General features: G+C 61.2%; 18 protein-coding genes and 2 pseudogenes. 9 read left to right on the forward strand and 11 right to left on the reverse strand.

The annotated features are described in order from the left end of the window. The first annotated feature begins 123 nt into the window (after positions 1–123). The 4 genes from AC0L7P_RS12750 to AC0L7P_RS12765 all read left to right on the forward strand — a co-directional run bounded on the left by AC0L7P_RS12750 (position 124) and on the right by AC0L7P_RS12765 (position 3,231). A complete protein-coding gene (locus AC0L7P_RS12750; RefSeq protein WP_473433091.1) occupies positions 124–414 on the forward strand; it encodes a DUF6477 family protein in 291 nt (96 codons plus the stop codon). Positions 415–488: 74 nt separating this feature from the next. Continuing rightward, positions 489–1,361, forward strand: coding sequence for an ABC transporter permease (locus AC0L7P_RS12755; protein ID WP_473433092.1), 873 nt, complete (start codon positions 489–491; stop codon positions 1,359–1,361). Next, positions 1,358–2,158, forward strand: a complete 801-nt coding sequence (locus tag AC0L7P_RS12760; RefSeq protein ID WP_473433093.1) for an ABC transporter permease — start codon at positions 1,358–1,360, stop codon at positions 2,156–2,158. The genes AC0L7P_RS12755 and AC0L7P_RS12760 overlap by 4 nt, the downstream gene beginning before the upstream one ends. After that, positions 2,155–3,231: an ABC transporter ATP-binding protein gene (locus AC0L7P_RS12765; RefSeq protein WP_473433094.1), complete on the forward strand. Its 1,077-nt coding sequence runs from the start codon at positions 2,155–2,157 to the stop codon at positions 3,229–3,231. The genes AC0L7P_RS12760 and AC0L7P_RS12765 overlap by 4 nt, the downstream gene beginning before the upstream one ends. Positions 3,232–3,245: 14 nt before the next feature. On the opposite strand, the gene AC0L7P_RS12770 is transcribed toward AC0L7P_RS12765, so the two are convergent. After that, entirely contained in the window at positions 3,246–4,175 is a 930-nt protein-coding gene (locus AC0L7P_RS12770) for a dihydrodipicolinate synthase family protein (protein ID WP_473433095.1), read from the reverse strand. A 131-nt stretch (positions 4,176–4,306) separates the two neighbouring features. Between AC0L7P_RS12770 and AC0L7P_RS12775 the strand changes: the two genes are divergently transcribed. Together AC0L7P_RS12775 and AC0L7P_RS12780 are read left to right on the forward strand one after the other, a co-directional pair. Beyond that, positions 4,307–5,554, forward strand: a complete 1,248-nt coding sequence (locus AC0L7P_RS12775; RefSeq protein ID WP_473433096.1) for a cation:proton antiporter — start codon at positions 4,307–4,309, stop codon at positions 5,552–5,554. Positions 5,555–5,608: 54 nt separating this feature from the next. Then, positions 5,609–6,325: a DUF533 domain-containing protein gene (locus AC0L7P_RS12780; RefSeq protein WP_473433097.1), complete on the forward strand. Its 717-nt coding sequence runs from the start codon at positions 5,609–5,611 to the stop codon at positions 6,323–6,325. Positions 6,326–6,413: 88 nt separating this feature from the next. Here the strand turns inward: AC0L7P_RS12780 and AC0L7P_RS12785 are convergent, their stop codons facing one another. From AC0L7P_RS12785 to prfA, 4 genes and pseudogenes are all read right to left on the reverse strand, one after another. Continuing rightward, positions 6,414–6,569 (reverse strand): hypothetical protein, encoded by a 156-nt coding sequence (locus AC0L7P_RS12785; protein WP_473433098.1) that lies wholly within the window; start codon positions 6,567–6,569, stop codon positions 6,414–6,416. Then, positions 6,566–7,135, reverse strand: a complete 570-nt coding sequence (locus AC0L7P_RS12790; protein WP_473433099.1) for a DUF4167 domain-containing protein — start codon at positions 7,133–7,135, stop codon at positions 6,566–6,568. The genes AC0L7P_RS12785 and AC0L7P_RS12790 overlap by 4 nt, the downstream gene beginning before the upstream one ends. Before the next feature lie 249 nt (positions 7,136–7,384). Continuing rightward, positions 7,385–8,219, reverse strand: a pseudogene (gene prmC / locus AC0L7P_RS12795) (peptide chain release factor N(5)-glutamine methyltransferase). Continuing rightward, complete coding sequence (gene prfA, locus AC0L7P_RS12800) at positions 8,216–9,265, reverse strand: peptide chain release factor 1 (RefSeq protein WP_473433100.1); 1,050 nt, start codon at positions 9,263–9,265, stop codon at positions 8,216–8,218. The pseudogene prmC and the gene prfA overlap by 4 nt, the downstream one beginning before the upstream one ends. Before the next feature lie 46 nt (positions 9,266–9,311). Between prfA and AC0L7P_RS12805 the strand changes: the two genes are divergently transcribed. Beyond that, complete coding sequence (locus tag AC0L7P_RS12805; RefSeq protein ID WP_473433101.1) at positions 9,312–9,632, forward strand: hypothetical protein; 321 nt, start codon at positions 9,312–9,314, stop codon at positions 9,630–9,632. Here AC0L7P_RS12805 and AC0L7P_RS12810 read toward each other — a convergent pair. The 3 genes and pseudogenes from AC0L7P_RS12810 to AC0L7P_RS12820 form a co-directional block, all read right to left on the reverse strand. Next, positions 9,555–10,022 carry a DUF1499 domain-containing protein gene (locus AC0L7P_RS12810; protein WP_473433102.1) on the reverse strand — a complete coding sequence of 156 codons (468 nt, stop codon included), beginning with the start codon at positions 10,020–10,022 and terminating at the stop codon, positions 9,555–9,557. The genes AC0L7P_RS12805 and AC0L7P_RS12810 overlap by 78 nt on opposite strands. Positions 10,023–10,026: 4 nt before the next feature. Next, positions 10,027–11,006 (reverse strand): annotated as a pseudogene (gene speB, locus AC0L7P_RS12815) (agmatinase). A 43-nt stretch (positions 11,007–11,049) separates the two neighbouring features. After that, complete coding sequence (locus AC0L7P_RS12820) at positions 11,050–12,213, reverse strand: M20 aminoacylase family protein (protein WP_473433103.1); 1,164 nt, start codon at positions 12,211–12,213, stop codon at positions 11,050–11,052. A gap of 62 nt (positions 12,214–12,275) precedes the next feature. Between AC0L7P_RS12820 and mazG the strand changes: the two genes are divergently transcribed. Continuing rightward, positions 12,276–13,091, forward strand: coding sequence for a nucleoside triphosphate pyrophosphohydrolase (gene mazG, locus AC0L7P_RS12825; RefSeq protein ID WP_473433104.1), 816 nt, complete (start codon positions 12,276–12,278; stop codon positions 13,089–13,091). 77 nt (positions 13,092–13,168) lie between these two features. Next, positions 13,169–14,176, forward strand: a complete 1,008-nt coding sequence (locus AC0L7P_RS12830; protein WP_473433105.1) for a Fe(3+) ABC transporter substrate-binding protein — start codon at positions 13,169–13,171, stop codon at positions 14,174–14,176. A gap of 36 nt (positions 14,177–14,212) precedes the next feature. Here the strand turns inward: AC0L7P_RS12830 and AC0L7P_RS12835 are convergent, their stop codons facing one another. The 3 genes from AC0L7P_RS12835 to tatB are packed head-to-tail and all read right to left on the reverse strand — an operon-like array spanning position 14,213 to position 16,454. Then, entirely contained in the window at positions 14,213–15,055 is an 843-nt protein-coding gene (locus AC0L7P_RS12835) for an ATP-binding protein (RefSeq protein ID WP_473433106.1), read from the reverse strand. Next, positions 15,052–15,987, reverse strand: coding sequence for a twin-arginine translocase subunit TatC (tatC, locus tag AC0L7P_RS12840; RefSeq protein WP_473433107.1), 936 nt, complete (start codon positions 15,985–15,987; stop codon positions 15,052–15,054). Before tatC ends, AC0L7P_RS12835 begins: the two co-directional genes overlap by 4 nt. Further along, positions 15,984–16,454, reverse strand: a complete 471-nt coding sequence (gene tatB, locus AC0L7P_RS12845; RefSeq protein ID WP_473433108.1) for a Sec-independent protein translocase protein TatB — start codon at positions 16,452–16,454, stop codon at positions 15,984–15,986. The genes tatC and tatB overlap by 4 nt, the downstream gene beginning before the upstream one ends. Between the last annotated feature and the right edge of the window lie 18 nt (positions 16,455–16,472).

Below are 16,472 nucleotides of genomic sequence, written 5' to 3' on the forward strand. Positions count from 1 at the left end.
ATTGCTACCAAAACGTAAACGATTGTGTAGGGCAGCGCGCGGCCTTTGCGACCATTGCGCAACACACGCCCCGGTTGTGCCAAGGTTGCGCCACGATGTTGCCACATTCCAAAGGAACCGATGATGACAAATCCCGCCACCAATGCCCTGTCCCGCCTGCGCCGTCCCCGTCTTTTAATCCGTGCCGCGCGCTTTGGCCTGTCCGATTATGACCGGCGCCGGGTGTTGCGCCGCATCCTGCCCGACACCCCGGCAAGCGCCGATCCGCTGCGCCCCCTTCTGGCCCATGAGGCCGCGTGCGAAGAGCGCCGCAAGGCGGGCGATGCCAGTTACAATGTGGCGCGCCATGTCGAGGTTCTGATTGCGCTCATGTCCGAGGCAAACCGCGCCCCGACCCTGCATGTGGTGCCCTGACTCCATCATTTCCTGTTGCACTTTTCCCCCAACCGTTGAAGCATCCCCCAACGAAGGCGCCAACAGGGAGAAGAATGCCGGTGTTTCGCAATTCTGAAACCGCCCGGGGGCTGGCGCTGATCGCACCGCCTGCCCTCTATGCGCTGTTGTTGCTGGCGGTGCCGCTGGCGGCGATATTTGCCTTCAGTTTCTGGTCGCAGGATTTCCTGACGATTGATTACACCCTGACCCTGAAAAACTATCGCGAAGCCTTCAGTGAGCCGCTTTATGCCCAGCTCATGCTGCGTTCGGTGCTGATTGCGGGGTCGGTGACGCTGGCCACGGTGGTTCTGGCCTTTCCCATCGCCTATTTCGTGTCGTTCCATGTGGCGCCGGGCCGCAAGAGCCTGTGGATTTTCATGATCACCATCCCGTTCTGGACCAGCTATCTGATCCGGGTGTTTTTGTGGAAGGTGATCCTTGGCTATAACGGCGTGCTGAATTCATCGCTTCTGGGCCTTGGGGTGATCGACGAACCGCTGACCTTTATCCTTTATAACGCCAACGCCGTGGTCATCACGCTGGCCCATGCCTTTGCCCCTTTTGCGATTCTGCCGATCTTTGTCAGCCTTGAAAAGATCGACCGTTCCTTGCTTGAGGCCTCGCGCGATCTGGGGGAAAATCATGTGATGACCTTCCTGCGCGTCACCCTGCCCCTTGCGGTGCCCGGTGTGGTTGCGGCCACCCTGATCGTGTTCATCCCCACCATCGGCGATTATGTAACGCCGCGCCTTGTGGGGGGGCCGAACGGATTGATGATCGCCAACATGATCCAGACGCAGTTTTTGAAACTGAACAACGCGCCCATGGGCGCCACCCTTGCCGTCATTGCCATGGGAATCGTCACGGTGATTTCACTGTTGTTCCTGTTTGCAAACCGCCGCTGGCTGAAAGGGCGGAGCACATGAGGTGGCTGCGCGGTTATGCCGTTCTTTATCTGCTGTTTCTCTATGCGCCGATCATCCTGTTGCCGATCTTTGCGTTCAATGACAGCACGATCATCGCGTTTCCGCTGTCGGGGTTCACCACCCAGTGGTTCAGCGAAATCCCCAACACACCGGCGCTGGTGAAATCGGTGCAAACCTCGCTGATTATCGCTGTCACAACCGCGCTGCTGTCCACCACCCTTGGCATTTGCGCCGCGCGGGCCGGGGCGAAATACAGTTTTCCGGGCAAGGGGCCGATGCTGGGCTTTATCATGCTGCCGCTGGTTTTGCCCGAAATCATTGTCGCCGTGTCGCTCTTGGTGGTGCTGCTGGCGCTTGGCCTGCCCCTGGGCGGCTGGACGGTGATTCTTGGCCATACCCTTATCTGCACCCCTTTTTGCATCGCGATCCTGAATTCGGCCTTTGGCAATCTCGATTCCTCGCTTGAGGAGGCGGCGTTTGACCTTGGCGAAACCCGCTGGTCCACCTTTCGGCTGATCACCCTGCCGCTGGTGATGCCGGGCATCATTTCGGCGCTGCTGATTTCCTTTACCATATCGCTGGACGAGTTCATCATCGCGTTCTTTCTTACCGGCACCGAACCCACCCTGCCCGTCTACCTCTGGGGACAACTCAGGTTTCCCCAGAAAATCCCCGTGGTCATGGCGCTGGGAACCATCCTTGTGGCGCTGTCGGTTATCCTGCTGACCGTGGCCGAAATCGCGCGGCGCCGGGGCATTGCCCGGGCGGGCGGAAAAGACACCGGAGGCTTTCTTTGACCCCAATCGTTTCTTTGCGCGACGTGCATAAATATTACGGCACCTACCACGCCCTGCGCGGCATCGACCTTGATATAGGCGCGGGCGAATTCTTTTCGCTGCTTGGCCCGTCCGGCTGTGGCAAAACCACACTTTTGCGCACGATTGCGGGGTTTGAGGATATTTCCGAGGGCATTCTTTTGCTGTCCGGGCAGGACATGGTGGATGTACCGGCCAACAAACGCCCCACCAACATGGTGTTTCAAAGCTATGCGATTTTTCCCCACCTGAGCGTGGCCGAAAACGTCGCCTTTGGGCTGCGCCGCCGATCAGACCTGAGCAAGCAGGCCAAAAACCTTCAGGTTGAAGAGGCGCTGGATATGGTCGGCCTTGGGGGCTTTGGCGCGCGCGCCGCTCATGCCCTTTCGGGTGGGCAACGGCAACGGGTGGCACTGGCCCGGGCGCTGATTCTGAAACCCAAGGTGTTGTTGCTGGATGAACCCCTGTCGGCGCTGGACAAGAAACTGCGCGAGCAGATGCAGAACGAACTGCGCCGCTTGCAACGCCATGTGGGCATCACCTTTGTTCTTGTCACCCACGATCAGGAAGAGGCGCTGATCATGTCCGATCGGATCGCGGTGATGTTCGAGGGTGAAATCGCGCAACTGGCCGATCCGCAAACCCTGTACCGGCGCCCGGTGTCGCGAAAGGTGGCCGATTTCATCGGCGTGATGAATTTCCTGCCCGCCACCACGACAGACACCGGCGTTGAGATCGCGGGCCTTGGCCGCGCCGCCATCACCCCCGGGCAATGCCCCGCCGGGCCGCTTTCCGGCGATTGCACCATCGGCATCCGGCCTGAAACCATGTCGATCCTGTTTGGCGACGAACCGGCCCCGGCGCGCGAAACCAAGGGCCGCGTCGATGAATTGGCCTATTACGGGGACATGACATATTATGACGTGGCCCTTGAAGGCGTGGAAAAACCCGTCACCCTGTCGATGAAAAACCTCGTGGGGCGCCGGGTGCTGGAGCGTGGCGAAACCGCCCGCATTTCATGGGATGAACGCGCGCTGGTGGCCTTTGCGCAGTAATGCTTTGGCCCGCGCTATCCCAGCGCCTTCAGACGCACCTCCAGCCGGGCCATCAGGCGGGTGATTTCATCATGGTCGGTTCGGGTCAGAACCGGCCCCGGCGCGCGCACCTTTGCCGAGGCAATCACCCCGCGTCGCGCCAGCACCTCTTTGCGGATGGCAAGGCCAAGGCCCAACTGCTGTTCATAGCGCACCATGGGCAGATAGGCATCAAACAGATCTTCGGCGCCATCCACATCGCCTGCCTTATGGCGCGCCACCACATGCACCAACATTTCGGGATAGGCACAGCCGGTCATCGCGCCATCGGCGCCACGCTGCATTTCCTGCGCCAGAAACAGCGCCGAATTGCCGGTCAGAATCGACAGGCGCGCCACATCGCCCACACCGGTTTCGGCACGCACCCGGCTAAGCTTGGTCAATCCAGGCCAATCCTCGTGTTTCAGCATGACGATCTGGGGGTGATCGACGCTCAGCCCGATGATGGTTTCCACCGATACCTGCACGCCGGTTGTCTGGGGATAATCCTGAAAACAGATCGGCACATCAGGAAGGGCGGCACAGACCTGCGCCATGTAACCGTTCAACTTGGCCTCGGTCACCATGCCCGGTTGTGGCGCGACCATCACGCCGCCCGCCCCCGCATCCATCGCCGTGCCAGCCAGACGCGCCATGTTATCAAGCCCCGGCGCCGAAACCCCGACAATCACCGGCACCCGCCCCGCGACCCGGTTCAACACATGACGCGCAAAACGCTCTGCCTCATCCCCTGCCATCTTGGGCGCTTCGCCCATGATGCCCAGAATGGTCATGCCGCTGACCCCGGTTTCAAGATAGAAATCAACCATCCGGTCGGTGCTGGCCAGATCCAGCGCGCCGCTGTCATCGAACGGCGTCGCGGCGATGATGAACACCCCTTCGGAATTTCGGTGAATATGCTGCACGGTTCCGGCCCTTTCTGGTTGCACCCTCACCGCGACCATAGCCATCGGCGCGCCAGAGACAATCACCGTGGCTTTTGTCGCGCGTTGGCCCATGCTAGCAGCAGCCCATTCAGGTTCGGGGATTGCAACCAATGACATTACTTCAGATCACCTCGCTCATGATCGTGCTGGCCGGAGTGTTTGGCGCGATCAATTATCTTTATCTGCGGCTGCCATCCTCGATCGGCATTCTCGTGGTGTCGCTGTTGGCGTCCTTCGGCATTCTCGGGCTTGACCTGCTGCTGCCCGATCTGGGGATGGCCGATCAGGTGCGCCGGATCGTGACAGGCATTGATTTTTCCGATGCCCTGCTTGAGGGGATGCTGGGCCTGTTGCTGTTTGCCGGGGCGCTGCATGTCAAACTGGGCGATCTGCGCGAACAATGGTTGCCCGTGGTGTTGATGGCCACCATCGGCGTGGGCCTGTCCACTGTGATCGTCGGTGTCGGGTTCTCTTGGCTGACGGGGATGCCGTTGCTGATTGCGCTGGTGTTTGGCGCGTTGATTTCCCCCACCGATCCGGTTGCCGTTCTGGGGGTCTTGCGCGAGGCCGATTTGCCAAAGGCGCTGGAAACCAAGATCGCGGGCGAATCCCTGTTCAATGACGGGGTTGGCTATGTGGTGTTTCTGGTGCTGATCGGGTTGGCCTATCCCAGCGGTGCGCACCATGCCGAAGGCGTGGCCGGGGCCGCCACGCTGTTTGTGCGCGAGGCGGTGGGCGGCGCGTTGCTGGGCCTGAGCCTGGGTTGGATCACCTTTCGGGTGATGCGCCAGATTGATGATTATTCGCTTGAAGTGCTGCTGACCCTCGGCCTTGCCTTTGGTGGGTATGAACTGGCCGTTTACCTGCATGTGTCAGCACCCATCATGGCCGTCTGTGCGGGGCTTTTGATCGGTGATGTCGGCACAAAATACGGGATGAGCGAAGAAACCCGCCGCTATGTCGATGGATTCTGGCGGTTGATCGACGAAATTCTGAACGCGGTTCTGTTCCTGATGATCGGGTTTGAGGTGTTCGCCGTGGCCTTTGGCATGGATGCGCTGGCAACCGGGGCAATCACCGTTGCGCTGGCCCTGCTGGCGCGGCTGGCGGCGGTGGCGATTCCCATTCTGGTGCTGCGCCCCTTTCGCAGATTTGCCAATGGCGTCATTCCGATCATGACATGGGGCGGGTTGAAGGGCGGGATTTCGGTCGCGCTGGCCCTGTCCCTGCCCGAGGGCGAATGGAAACCGCTGATCCTGACCTGCACCTATATGGTGGTGGTGTTTTCGATCATCGTGCAGGGGTTAAGCGTTGCCGCGCTGGCCCGCCGCCTGAGCCGCGAACCTGATCTGGTCTAGGAAACACCCCCTGCGCGCCTATCTAGTGTCAGAATATCACAGGAGGATTGCCAGATGTCGCTGAAAAGCATGACGACCAAACTTGCCATTGCCTTTGTCGCCGCCAAGGGCGCGCAGGCGTTCACCCGCGCGGGCGGGATGGAAGGGGTCAAACGCAAGCTTGCCGAACAAAAGGGTTCGGGTCAGGGCATTGGCGGGCTGCTGGGCAGCCTCGGCGGCGCGGGTGGCAGTTCTGGCGGGCTGGGCGGAATGCTGGGCCAGTTGGGCCTGAGCGGCGGTGGCGCCTCTGGCGGTTTGGCGGCGGGTGGTGTTGGCGGCATTCTGGGTGGCCTTGCGGGTGCGTCGGGCGGCACTGCCGATGGTGGCGCAAAAATGCGCGGCCTGCTTGATTCCACCGCCGCGCCCGACCTGCCGGAAGAAACCCACGCCGCGCTGGCGATCCGCGCGATGATCATGGCCGCCAAGGCCGACGGCGAAATCGACGAGACCGAGCGCCGCGCCCTGTGGGAGGTTCTGGGCGACAGCGAGGCCACCGATCAGGCCTTTGTCGAAACCGCCCTGAACGCCCCGGTGGATGTCGAAGCGTTGGCGCGCGATGTCCCTGCCGGGCTGGAGCTGGAAATTTATACCGCCTCACTCATGGCGATCGAACCGGACAACCGCGCCGAGGCGCAATACCTTAACGCGCTGGCCGAACGTCTGGCGCTGGATCGCGCCACGGTGAATGAGGTTCACAACGCACAAGGCAAGACGCCGCTTTACACCCTGTAGCGTGGCAATCTTGACCGCCTGAAAAAAGGCCCCGCGCGATGCTGCAAGGCAATCGCGCGGGGCCTTTTTCGTTGGTCTGGCGAAACGCCTACTCCGCCGCTTCCGGGTTGTCAGAGGGGGTATCGTTGCCCTCTTGCGCCTTTGGTTTTGGCTTGGCCCGACTGCGGCGCGGTTTGGCCGGTTTGCTTTCGGGGGTTTCCACCAGACCGGAATCGGAATCGGCATTGGCGCCCGTGTCGATCACATCGTCCTGTGTTGCCTCGCGCTTGGCTGCGGCACGGGGGTGCGGGCACGCCGTGGGCGGGGTGTCGGCTTTTCATCCTTGACCGGCGCATCCTTGGCGGCGGCATCGCCCGAAGGCAGCTGTTCGACCTGAGGCTGGGCATCGGGTTGTGGCTGTGGTTGGGCCGCGACGGATGGTTGTTCCTGCTCGCCCGGGCGCGGGGCGTTCTGGTTGTTCTGCTGGTTGTTTTGGGTGTTCTGCTGGTTTTGCTGATGCTGGCGGTCACGCTGGGCCTGCTGCGCGGCCTCTTGTTCGCGGCGCGCGTCGATCTCGCGCTGTGCCTCGCTCAGCATCCGCAGATAATGTTCGGCGTGCTGCTGGAAATTCTCGGCGGCCACGCGGTCATTGCTCAGCTGGGCATCACGGGCAAGCTGGTTATACTTGTCGATGATCTGCTGGGGCGTGCCACGCACTTTGCCTTCGGGGCCGGAACTGTCGAACACGCGGTTAACGATGTTCACACCGGACCGATTGTTGTTGTTGTTGCGGTTGTTCTTGTTCCGCGAACGGGACTTGGAAGATCTCATGTTGCTCTGGTTCCAGCCTTGTATCTGGGCATTTCTATCTGCGCGCCCGATGAAAGGGCTGACCCGGTAGAATTCCGCCCTCCTATTACAGGCGATACCAGGTCGATTGCGATATTACGGGCGATCAGCAAGGGGGACACAACCGCGTCCCAGCCTTTGCATTCTTTTGAAAACACGGCCCATGGCGAATGGCAAGCAAAATATGCGTATTCGGCGTAAAAGCGACACAACCCAGGCCTATTTGCCCGCTTAGGGTGCAGTTGCAGCAATAACCCTGTCGCGCCCATCCAGATCGCGCAGGCAGCGGATATCGCCCAGCCCGGCCCCGGCAAACAGGGCCATGACAGCGGCGCCCTGGGTCGGCCCGATCTCGACCAACACCCGCCCGCCCGCCACCAGATGCGTCAACAGCCCGGCGGCAATGGCGCGATAGGCGCTCAACCCGTCCGCCCCGTCGCTCAGGGCCACGGCGGGGTCGTGGTCGCGCACCTCGCGGGCCAGTCCGGACATTTCCGCAGCGGCGATATAGGGGGTTCGACACGATCAGATCAAACTGCCCGGTGATGCCAGCCCACCAATCGGAAAGGGCAAACCGCGCCCGACCTGCCACGCCCAAAGACGCGGCATTTTCAGCGGCAATTTTCAGGGCATCGGCGCTGATATCCACACCCAGCCCGCGCGCCTGTGGGCGTTCGGCCAGCAGCGAAATCAGGATACACCCCGACCCTGTGCCAAGGTCGAGGATACTTGAAAAACACGCGCCAAGCGCCTCATGCACAAGGGTTTCTGTTTCGGGTCGTGGGTCAAGAACGGCACCGGTGACGGTGAATTCGCGGCCATAAAACGCCCGCCGCCCCAATATGCGCGACACCGGAACCCCGGCCAGCCGCGCCGCGATGAACCTGTCCAGAACATCGCCCCCGCCCGCAACCGGATCGCGCAGATACAGGGTCAGCCGGTCGCGCCCAAGGCCCGTTGCCGCCGCCACCAGATGGCGGGCATCGCCCTCGGCCCCGTCGATGCCACCATCGCGCAAAGCGCGGGTTGCGCCGCGCAAAAGGTCGGCCACGGTCGTATTGTTCATGCTTCGAATTCGGCCAGTTTGCGCGCCTGATCGTCGGCGGTCAGGGCATTTATCACCTCGTCCAGATCGCCCTGCATCACCTGATCCAGCTTATAAAGCGTCAGGTTGATCCGATGGTCGGTCATCCGCCCCTGCGGGAAATTATAGGTGCAGATCCGCTCGCTTCGGTCGCCGCTGCCCACCTGTGATTTGCGGCTCGCGCTGCGCTCTCCATCGATTCGCTGGCGCTCTGCGTCATAGAGCCGCGCCCGCAGCACCCCCATGGCGATTTCACGGTTGCGGTGTTGGGATTTCTCGGCGCTGACCACCACAATGCCGCTGGGGATATGGGTGATGCGCACCGCCGAATCGGTGGTGTTGACGTGCTGCCCGCCTGCCCCGCTGGCGCGCATGGTGTCGATTCTGATGTCGCTGGCGTCAATCTGCACATCCACCTCGGCCGCTTCGGGCAGAACAGCCACGGTCGCCGCCGAGGTGTGGATGCGCCCGCCCGATTCGGTGGTCGGCACCCGTTGCACCCGGTGCACGCCGGATTCGTATTTCAGCCGGGCAAACACCCCGGCACCGCGCACGTTGACGATCACTTCCTTGATGCCGCCAAGTTCGGTCTGTTGTTCGGCAACAATATCGAACTGCCAGCCCTGCGCCTCGGCAAACCGTTGATACATGCGCAATAAATCACCGGCAAACAGCGATGCCTCATCGCCCCCCGTTCCGGGCCGGATTTCCAGAATCGCAGGCCGCGCATCTGCCGCATCCTTCGGCAACAGCGCCAATCGCAGGGCATCTTCCAACCCGGGGCGGCGGCCCTTCAACTGTGGCAGTTCATCTTCGGCAAGGGCGCGCATTTCAGGATCGTCCAGCATCGCCTCGGCCTCGGCCATGTCATCCAGAAGGGTGCGATAGGCGGCAATCTGTTCCACAACCGGGCGCAATTCCGCATATTCCCGGCCCAAAGCGGCAATATCGCCCGTCCCCTGGGCCATGGCGGCCTCAAGGTATTCAAAGCGTTCGGTGATCTGGGCAAGTCTGTCGAGAGGAACCATCCCCTGCCATCGCTTAACCGAACCATTTGGTCAAGGGCGCAAACATATGCTATTATCGCCCATGCTTAGGATCATCGCCCTTATCCTGATCGCCAGCCCCGCCATGGCCGATGTCAAAGGCCCCGGCGGCAAGACGATTGACTGTTATTGCACCAACAGCACCGGCGGGCGCGTGGAGCTGGGCCAAAGCATTTGCCTGCATGTGAACGGGCGCACCTTTACCGCCGAGTGCCAGATGTCTCTGAACGTCCCCATGTGGCGTGAGATCCGCGAAGGCTGCCTGTCGTCGTCACTCCACCTGCGCCAATCGCTGCCCCAAAGCGTCATACCACCTCTCGATTCGGGCGCGGTTCACCCCAAAATCTGACCGCCCAAATCGCAGGCGCGCCAGAACGGCAAGACTGGTGCCACCCTCCACCGGAACAGCCTGAACCGTCGTAAAATCAGGAAAGCCCCAGATTTTTGAGCGCGTCACATAGGTGATGCGCCCGGCCTCGACGCTCCCTTGCAAGCGCCGGGTGCGCGGTTCGGCCATGGCAATGGCATCAAAGGCCTGCAACACAGTTGTTTCATCGGCATCAAATGTCGCCCAGGCCGCATCGCCCCCCTCTGGGCGCACCAGCCAGCCGGTCGCCTGCGGCGATTTGACGGTCAGCGGATCGACGTCCCAACGTGCGGCGTCAATCGGCGCAAGACGCACCCAGGCCGAAACGCCCGCCAGCGCGGCAAGAACAACCAGAACAATCATGGTTTTCATGTGTTTAACCCTCGTTTCTTACGCCCGCCCGCCTGTTCCACGCCCACAGACATATCAGCTCGTGCGCCACATGGGCACCGGCAACGGCGGTGGCGCCGGTGGTGTCATAGGGCGGTGACACTTCCACAACATCGCCCCCCATCAGGTTGATCCCCGCCAGCGCGCGCAAGATCGCCGCGACCTGCCAACTGCTCAGGCCCCCCAGACCGGTGTGCCGGTGCCGGGCGCAAAGGCCGGGTCCAGCCCGTCAATATCAAAGGTAACATAGGTCGGCGCATCCCCCACAATGGCGCGCACCTTATCGGCCACGGCAGCCGGGCCAATGCGGTGCGCCTCGGGCGCGTCAATCACATTCATGCCCAGATAATCGGGGCATTCCGTGCGAATCCCGATCTGAACCGAGCGCGCAGGATTGACCAGCCCCAGCTTTACCGCCTTATACATGAATGTGCCGTGGTCGATCCGGCCCATATCGTCATCGGCCCAAAGGTCGGAATGGGCGTCAAACTGCACCACCGACACGGGGCCATATTTTTCGGCAAAGGCGCGCAGGATCGGCAGGGTGATGAAATGATCCCCGCCAAGGGTTATCACCCCCGGCCCCGCGGCCAGAATCCGCGCGATATGGGCCTGCACCAACCCCGGGAAACTGCCCGTATCGGCATAATCAAACGCCACATCCCCGTGATCGGTGATGGCAAATTCGCTCAGCGGATCAAAACCCCAGCCATAGGGCGGGTCGAACGCCTGAAGCGCGCTTGCCTCGCGGATCGCGCGGGGGCCAAACCGGGTGCCGGGGCGGTTGGTGACCGCCTGATCAAACGGCACGCCGGTAATGCACAGATCAACACCCGCCAGATCCTTGGTATAGGTGCGGCGCAGAAATGACGTGGCGCCACCAAAGGCATTTTCAAATGCCAACCCCCGGCGATCGGGGCGGGTAAAAGCCACGTCGATCTGTGTTTTCGCATCTTCCAGGGCCATGGGCACCCCTTTCATGGTTTTGATTTTCAACGCTTCGGGGGCGTTATCCCACCGGCTGCGCCCGTTCAACGATCCGGGCAAAGAACGAGGCACCCACCGGGGCCACATCATCGTTGAAATCATAGGCCGGATGGTGGCAGAACGCCCCCTCGCCCTGCCCCAGAAACAGATAGGCCCCGGGCCGCGCGTTCAGCATATAGGAAAAATCCTCGGCGCCCATCATCCGTTCAACTGCGCCATCCACGCGCCCCTCGCCCACGATGTCGCGCGCGACGTCAAGGGCAAAATCCACCTTGGCAGGGTCGTTCACCGTCGCCGGGTAACCCTTTTCATAATCCAACTCTGCCTGCACCCCGTAAGCCGCCGCATTGCCCGCCACCAATTCCTCAAGCCGGGCGATCACCATCGCCTGCACCGCCGGGTCGAACGTGCGCACGGTGCCCGAAAACACCGCCTTGGCGGGCACCACGTTGTTGGCGGTGCCGGTGTGGATTTGCGTGACCGAGATCACCAGATCGTCAATCGGTTTATGGTTGCGCGACACCACGGTGCCAAACCCCTGCACCATGGCCAAAAGCGGCGGAATCGGGTCGGTGCAATCATGGGGATAGGCCGCATGGCCGCCTTTTCCATGCACGGTAACGGTAAATTCATCCACTGCCGCCATGATCGGCCCCGGGGTGCAGAAAAACTCACCCACGGCAAATTCGGGGGCGTTGTGCATGGCAAAGACCTGACCAATATCAAACCGTTCCATGATGCCATCCTGCACCATCGCCTCGCCACCGCCGCCCCCCTCTTCGGCGGGCTGAAAGATCAGCGCGACACGCCCGGCGAAATTGCGCGTTTCCGCCAGATACCGCGCCGCGCCCAACAGCATGGTCGTGTGCCCGTCATGGCCACAGGCGTGCATCACTCCCGGCGTTTCACTGGCATATTCCGCCCCGGTTGCCTCCAGGATCGGCAGTGCATCCATATCGGCGCGCAGCCCGATGGTGGGGCCAACGCCCTGCCCCTGAATGATCGCGACAATCCCGGTTTGCGCGATGCCTTCATGCACCTCGTCCACCCCGAAATCGCGCAACCGTTCGGCCACGAATGCGGCGGTTTTCGGCAGGTCAAACCCCAGTTCGGGGTTGCGATGCAGCCAGCGCCGCCAGGTTTTCATATCTTCCGCGAAATCCGCGATACGGTTGACGACAGGCATCTTAGCTCCCATTCCCAAGGTGACAGAGACTACCAGCGTTCCAGAGAAACAGGGCGGCGTAAATGGCCAATTCAACTGATCCGATTCACTCCCATCCCCGCGATATTACACGGTTGGTGGAAATCATGCGCCGGTTGCGCGATCCGAACACCGGCTGCCCCTGGGATGTTGAGCAGGATTTCGATTCCATCGCCCCCTATACCATCGAAGAGGCTTACGAAGTGGCCGATGCCATCACCCGGCGCGATATGGGCGATCTTCGGGGCGAACTGGGCGATTTGCTGTTTCAGGCGGTCTATCACGGGCAAATGGCAGCCGAGGCGGGGCATTTCACCTTTGATGACATCGTCAACACCATCGCCGACAAGATGATCGCGCGTCACCCCCATGTGTTTAACGATGAATCCCGCGACAAATCGCCAGAACAACAGACCCGCGACTGGGAAACGCAAAAGGCCCGCGAACGGGCGGCAGGGCCGGACAAGGGCGCGCTGGATGGCGTGGCCCTTGGCCTTCCGGCCCTGATGCGGGCGGTGAAATTGCAAAACCGCGCGGCGCGGGTCGGGTTTGACTGGCCGCAAACCGAACAGGTGCTGGATAAACTGCTGGAGGAATCCCGCGAATTGGTCGCCGCGCGCGACACCCTTGGCCCGGCGGAAATGGCCGACGAAATGGGCGACCTGTTGTTTGTCATGGCCAATCTGGCCCGCCATCTGGGGATTGACCCCGAAGCGGCCCTGCGCGGCACCAACGATAAATTCACCCGCCGGTTCAGCCAGATCGAAACCGCATTGCGCGCCCAGGGCCGGCGCCCCGAGGAGTCGACCCTCGACGAAATGGATGCCCTTTGGGATGCGGCGAAAGCGGCGGAAAAATAGCCGAGTGTATCAGTCGGACATTGACCAGAGTATTTTTGTCAGATTTATAAGAGCCAGCACCAGAACCGGAGGCATTCATGACAATCCGCACACTCACCCTTGCTGCGTCGCTGATGGCGCTGGCCGCCCCGGCCATCGCCGATGTGAATATCTATTCCTATCGTCAACCGCAGTTGATTCAGCCCCTGCTGGACGGATTTACGGCAAAAACCGGGATCAAGACGAACTCTGCCTATATCGACAAGGGGCTGGTGGCGCGGCTCAAGGCCGAGGGCGCCCGATCACCCGCCGATATTATCCTGACAGTTGATATTTCGCGCCTGTCCGAAGCAAAAGACGCGGGCGTGACCCAGGCTGTTCACTCGGACATCCTCAACACTCACATTCCCGCCACCCTGCGCGATGCCGACAACCAATGGTTTGGCGTCACCTATCGGGCCCGCATCGTCTATGCCAGCAAAGACCGGGTGGCCGATGGTGAAATCACAACCTATGAGGATCTCACCGATCCCAAATGGAAAGGCCGCATCTGCACCCGCTCTGGCACCCATGTTTACAACATCGGCCTGCTTGCCGCTGTAATCGAACACGATGGTCTGGAGGCCGGCGAAGCATGGGCCAGCGGCATCAAGGCTAATCTGGCACGCAAACCCGAAGGCGATGACCGCGCCCAGGCCAAGGCGATCTGGGCCGGGCAATGCGACATCGCGCTTGGCAACACCTATTACATCGGGGCGATGCTGAACGATCCCGAACAGGCCGCATGGGCCAATGCGGTTAACATCCGGTTTCCCACATTCGCCGACGGATCAGGCACCCATGTGAACATTTCCGGCGTTGCGATGGCGGCCCATGCCCCCAATCGCGATGACGCGCTGAAATTCATGGAATACCTCGCCTCGCCCGAGGCACAGTCGATCTATGCCAATGCCGTCTATGAATACCCCGCCGATCCGAACACGCCCGCCGCCGATCTGGTGAAAAGCTGGGGCAAGATCACCCCCGACACCACGCCGCTGACCGACATCGCCAAACACCGCGCCGAGGCGTTGCGGATCATGGAAAAGATTGATTTCGACGGCTGATCCGGCATTCCGAAACTTGGGTACACAAGGCGGGCGTCAGGTCAGTGACACACCCTGACGCCCGGCCAGATCGGTGAAATATTGCCACGCCACACGGCCCGAACGCCCGCCCCGCGTCGCCTGCCACTCGATCGCCTCGGCGCGCATGGTTTCAGGGTCAACGGGCACCCCGTGAGCGGCGCAATAGCCTTCGATCATCGCCAGATATTCGTCCTGCGTGCAGGGATGAAACCCCAGCCACAACCCGAAACGATCCGACAACGACACCTTTTCCTCGACCGCCTCGGATGGGGAAATCGCGCTGGAGCGTTCGTTTTCGATCATGTCGCGAGGCATCAGATGGCGGCGGTTCGACGTGGCATAGAACACCACATTGTCAGGTCGCCCCTCGATCCCGCCATCCAGCACCGCCTTGAGCGATTTGTAATGCTGATCGTCGTGGGAAAAGCTGAGATCGTCGCAAAACAGCACGAAACGATGCGCGCTGTCCCGCAGCAGGTTCAACAGCCGCGAGATGGAGGGCAGATCCTCGCGCTGGACCTCGACAATCTTGAGCGGGTGGCCACGCACGACAACTTCGGCATGTATCGCCTTGACAAGGCTTGATTTTCCCATGCCACGCGCGCCCCACAACAGGGCATTGTTCGCCGGCAGGCCGCAGGCGAACCGGATGGTATTTTCCAGCAGCGTATCACGCGATCGGTTGACCCCGATCAACAGCGACAGATCCACCCGGTTCACCTGTGCCACGGGGGCCAGGTTATCGGGGGCCACATGCCAGACAAAGGCATCGGCCCCGTCCAGATCGGGGGCATGCAGGGGCGGCGGTGACATGCGCTCCAGGGCGGCGGCGATACGTTCCATCGGGTCGGTCGTCATGGTTTCGGCGTATCCTCGTCAGCGTCGTCGGCTTCGTCAGCTTCGTCCCACAGCTCTTCGTCCTCGCCAAGAATGCCCTCGGCGCGCAACTCATCGGTGCGTTTCTTTTCCACCATTTTGACAAGCTGGATCGAGATTTCATAAAGGCCGTAAACCACAATAAACAGAATGCCCTGGGTGGTTACATCGGGGGGCGTCACGATGGCCGCCAGAACAAGGATGGCGACAACCGCATATTTGCGCATATCCGCCAACCCACGCGACGACACCAACCCGGCCTTGCCCATCAGCGTCAGCAACACCGGAAGCTGAAAGCACAGCCCGAATGCCATGATGAATTTCAACGTTATATCAAGGGATTCGTTGACCTTACCGAAAAAGGTAATCCTTACCCCTGCGGCTGTATCGGGCACTGTGGCCGTGGCCGCCGGCAGATCGCCCGTGGCGCCCTTCAGCAACCCGGCAAAGATTGAACTGATGTCGGCAAAGCCAAGGAAAAACTGCATCGCCAGCGGCGTGACGATGAATTGGGCAAAAGCCGCCCCCAGCAGGAACATGAGAGGCGATGCGATCAGAAAAGGCAGAAATGCCGACTTTTCCGTCCGGTACAGCCCTGGCGCCACAAAGCGCCACAGTTGATGCGCAATCACCGGGAAAGCCAGACCAAACCCAAACACCATGGAAATGCGGAACAGCGTGAACAGATATTCCTGCGGTGACGTATATTGCAGTGTCGGCGACGGATCACCCAGACTGCGCAGGGTGGCCTCGATCGGTTTCAGCAAAAATTGCAGGATCGGTTCCGCCACGGTAAAGGCGATCACGATCCCGATGATAAAGGCAATCACAGAACGGATCAGCCGCGTGCGCAATTCGGCCAGATGTTCGATCAGGGGGGCGCCTGAATCCTCGATTTCGTCCTGGGAGTTCATGCGTCATCCTTGGGCGCTGCGGCTGCGGGCGCGCCATCCGGCACGGCGGCCTTTTCGGCGGTGGCGGTGCGTAACTCTTCGCCGTGTTCGGCCCGTTCGGCGGCCAGTTTGGTGGCGTCGGCCTCTGGTTCGGCGGTGGCAATCGCCGCTGCGGCAACATCGCCGGTTTTTGGCCCTCTGGCCCCCGCTTTGGGTTGCCATTTTTCGAACTTGTCGGCGGCATTGTTCAAGGCATCAAGGCCCAGACTTTTTGAGGACGTGGCCTTGCGCAGATCCTTTGCCACATCCTTGACCCCGGCCTCATCGGCGGCATCATCCATGGCGCGCTGAAATTCGCGTGCCATGCCCTTCATCTTGGCGGTGAACCGCCCCAGGGTGCGGAACATCCCCGGCAAATCCTTGGGGCCAACCACGATCAGCGACACAACGCCGATCACCAGAAGTTCCGTCCAGCCGATATCGAACATGGCGCGTGCCTTTCGGTC

Source organism: Oceaniglobus sp. K40-3, assembly GCF_055808395.1.

Bases quoted from the DNA above. Each gene is read 5' to 3' on its own strand.
- AC0L7P_RS12820 (WP_473433103.1), bottom strand. From the start codon at position 12,213: ATGCCTGTCGTCAACCGTATCGCGGATTTCGCGGAAGATATGAAAACC.
- AC0L7P_RS12810 (WP_473433102.1), bottom strand. From the start codon at position 10,022: ATGAAAACCATGATTGTTCTGGTTGTTCTTGCCGCGCTGGCGGGCGTT.
- AC0L7P_RS12780 (WP_473433097.1), top strand. From the start codon at position 5,609: ATGTCGCTGAAAAGCATGACGACCAAACTTGCCATTGCCTTTGTCGCC.
- AC0L7P_RS12835 (WP_473433106.1), bottom strand. From the start codon at position 15,055: ATGACGACCGACCCGATGGAACGTATCGCCGCCGCCCTGGAGCGCATG.
- AC0L7P_RS12775 (WP_473433096.1), top strand. From the start codon at position 4,307: ATGACATTACTTCAGATCACCTCGCTCATGATCGTGCTGGCCGGAGTG.
- AC0L7P_RS12760 (WP_473433093.1), top strand. From the start codon at position 1,358: ATGAGGTGGCTGCGCGGTTATGCCGTTCTTTATCTGCTGTTTCTCTAT.
- AC0L7P_RS12755 (WP_473433092.1), top strand. From the start codon at position 489: ATGCCGGTGTTTCGCAATTCTGAAACCGCCCGGGGGCTGGCGCTGATC.
- AC0L7P_RS12750 (WP_473433091.1), top strand. From the start codon at position 124: ATGACAAATCCCGCCACCAATGCCCTGTCCCGCCTGCGCCGTCCCCGT.
- tatC (WP_473433107.1), bottom strand. From the start codon at position 15,987: ATGAACTCCCAGGACGAAATCGAGGATTCAGGCGCCCCCCTGATCGAA.
- AC0L7P_RS12790 (WP_473433099.1), bottom strand. From the start codon at position 7,135: ATGAGATCTTCCAAGTCCCGTTCGCGGAACAAGAACAACCGCAACAAC.
- AC0L7P_RS12830 (WP_473433105.1), top strand. From the start codon at position 13,169: ATGACAATCCGCACACTCACCCTTGCTGCGTCGCTGATGGCGCTGGCC.
- tatB (WP_473433108.1), bottom strand. From the start codon at position 16,454: ATGTTCGATATCGGCTGGACGGAACTTCTGGTGATCGGCGTTGTGTCG.
- mazG (WP_473433104.1), top strand. From the start codon at position 12,276: ATGGCCAATTCAACTGATCCGATTCACTCCCATCCCCGCGATATTACA.
- AC0L7P_RS12805 (WP_473433101.1), top strand. From the start codon at position 9,312: ATGCTATTATCGCCCATGCTTAGGATCATCGCCCTTATCCTGATCGCC.
- prfA (WP_473433100.1), bottom strand. From the start codon at position 9,265: ATGGTTCCTCTCGACAGACTTGCCCAGATCACCGAACGCTTTGAATAC.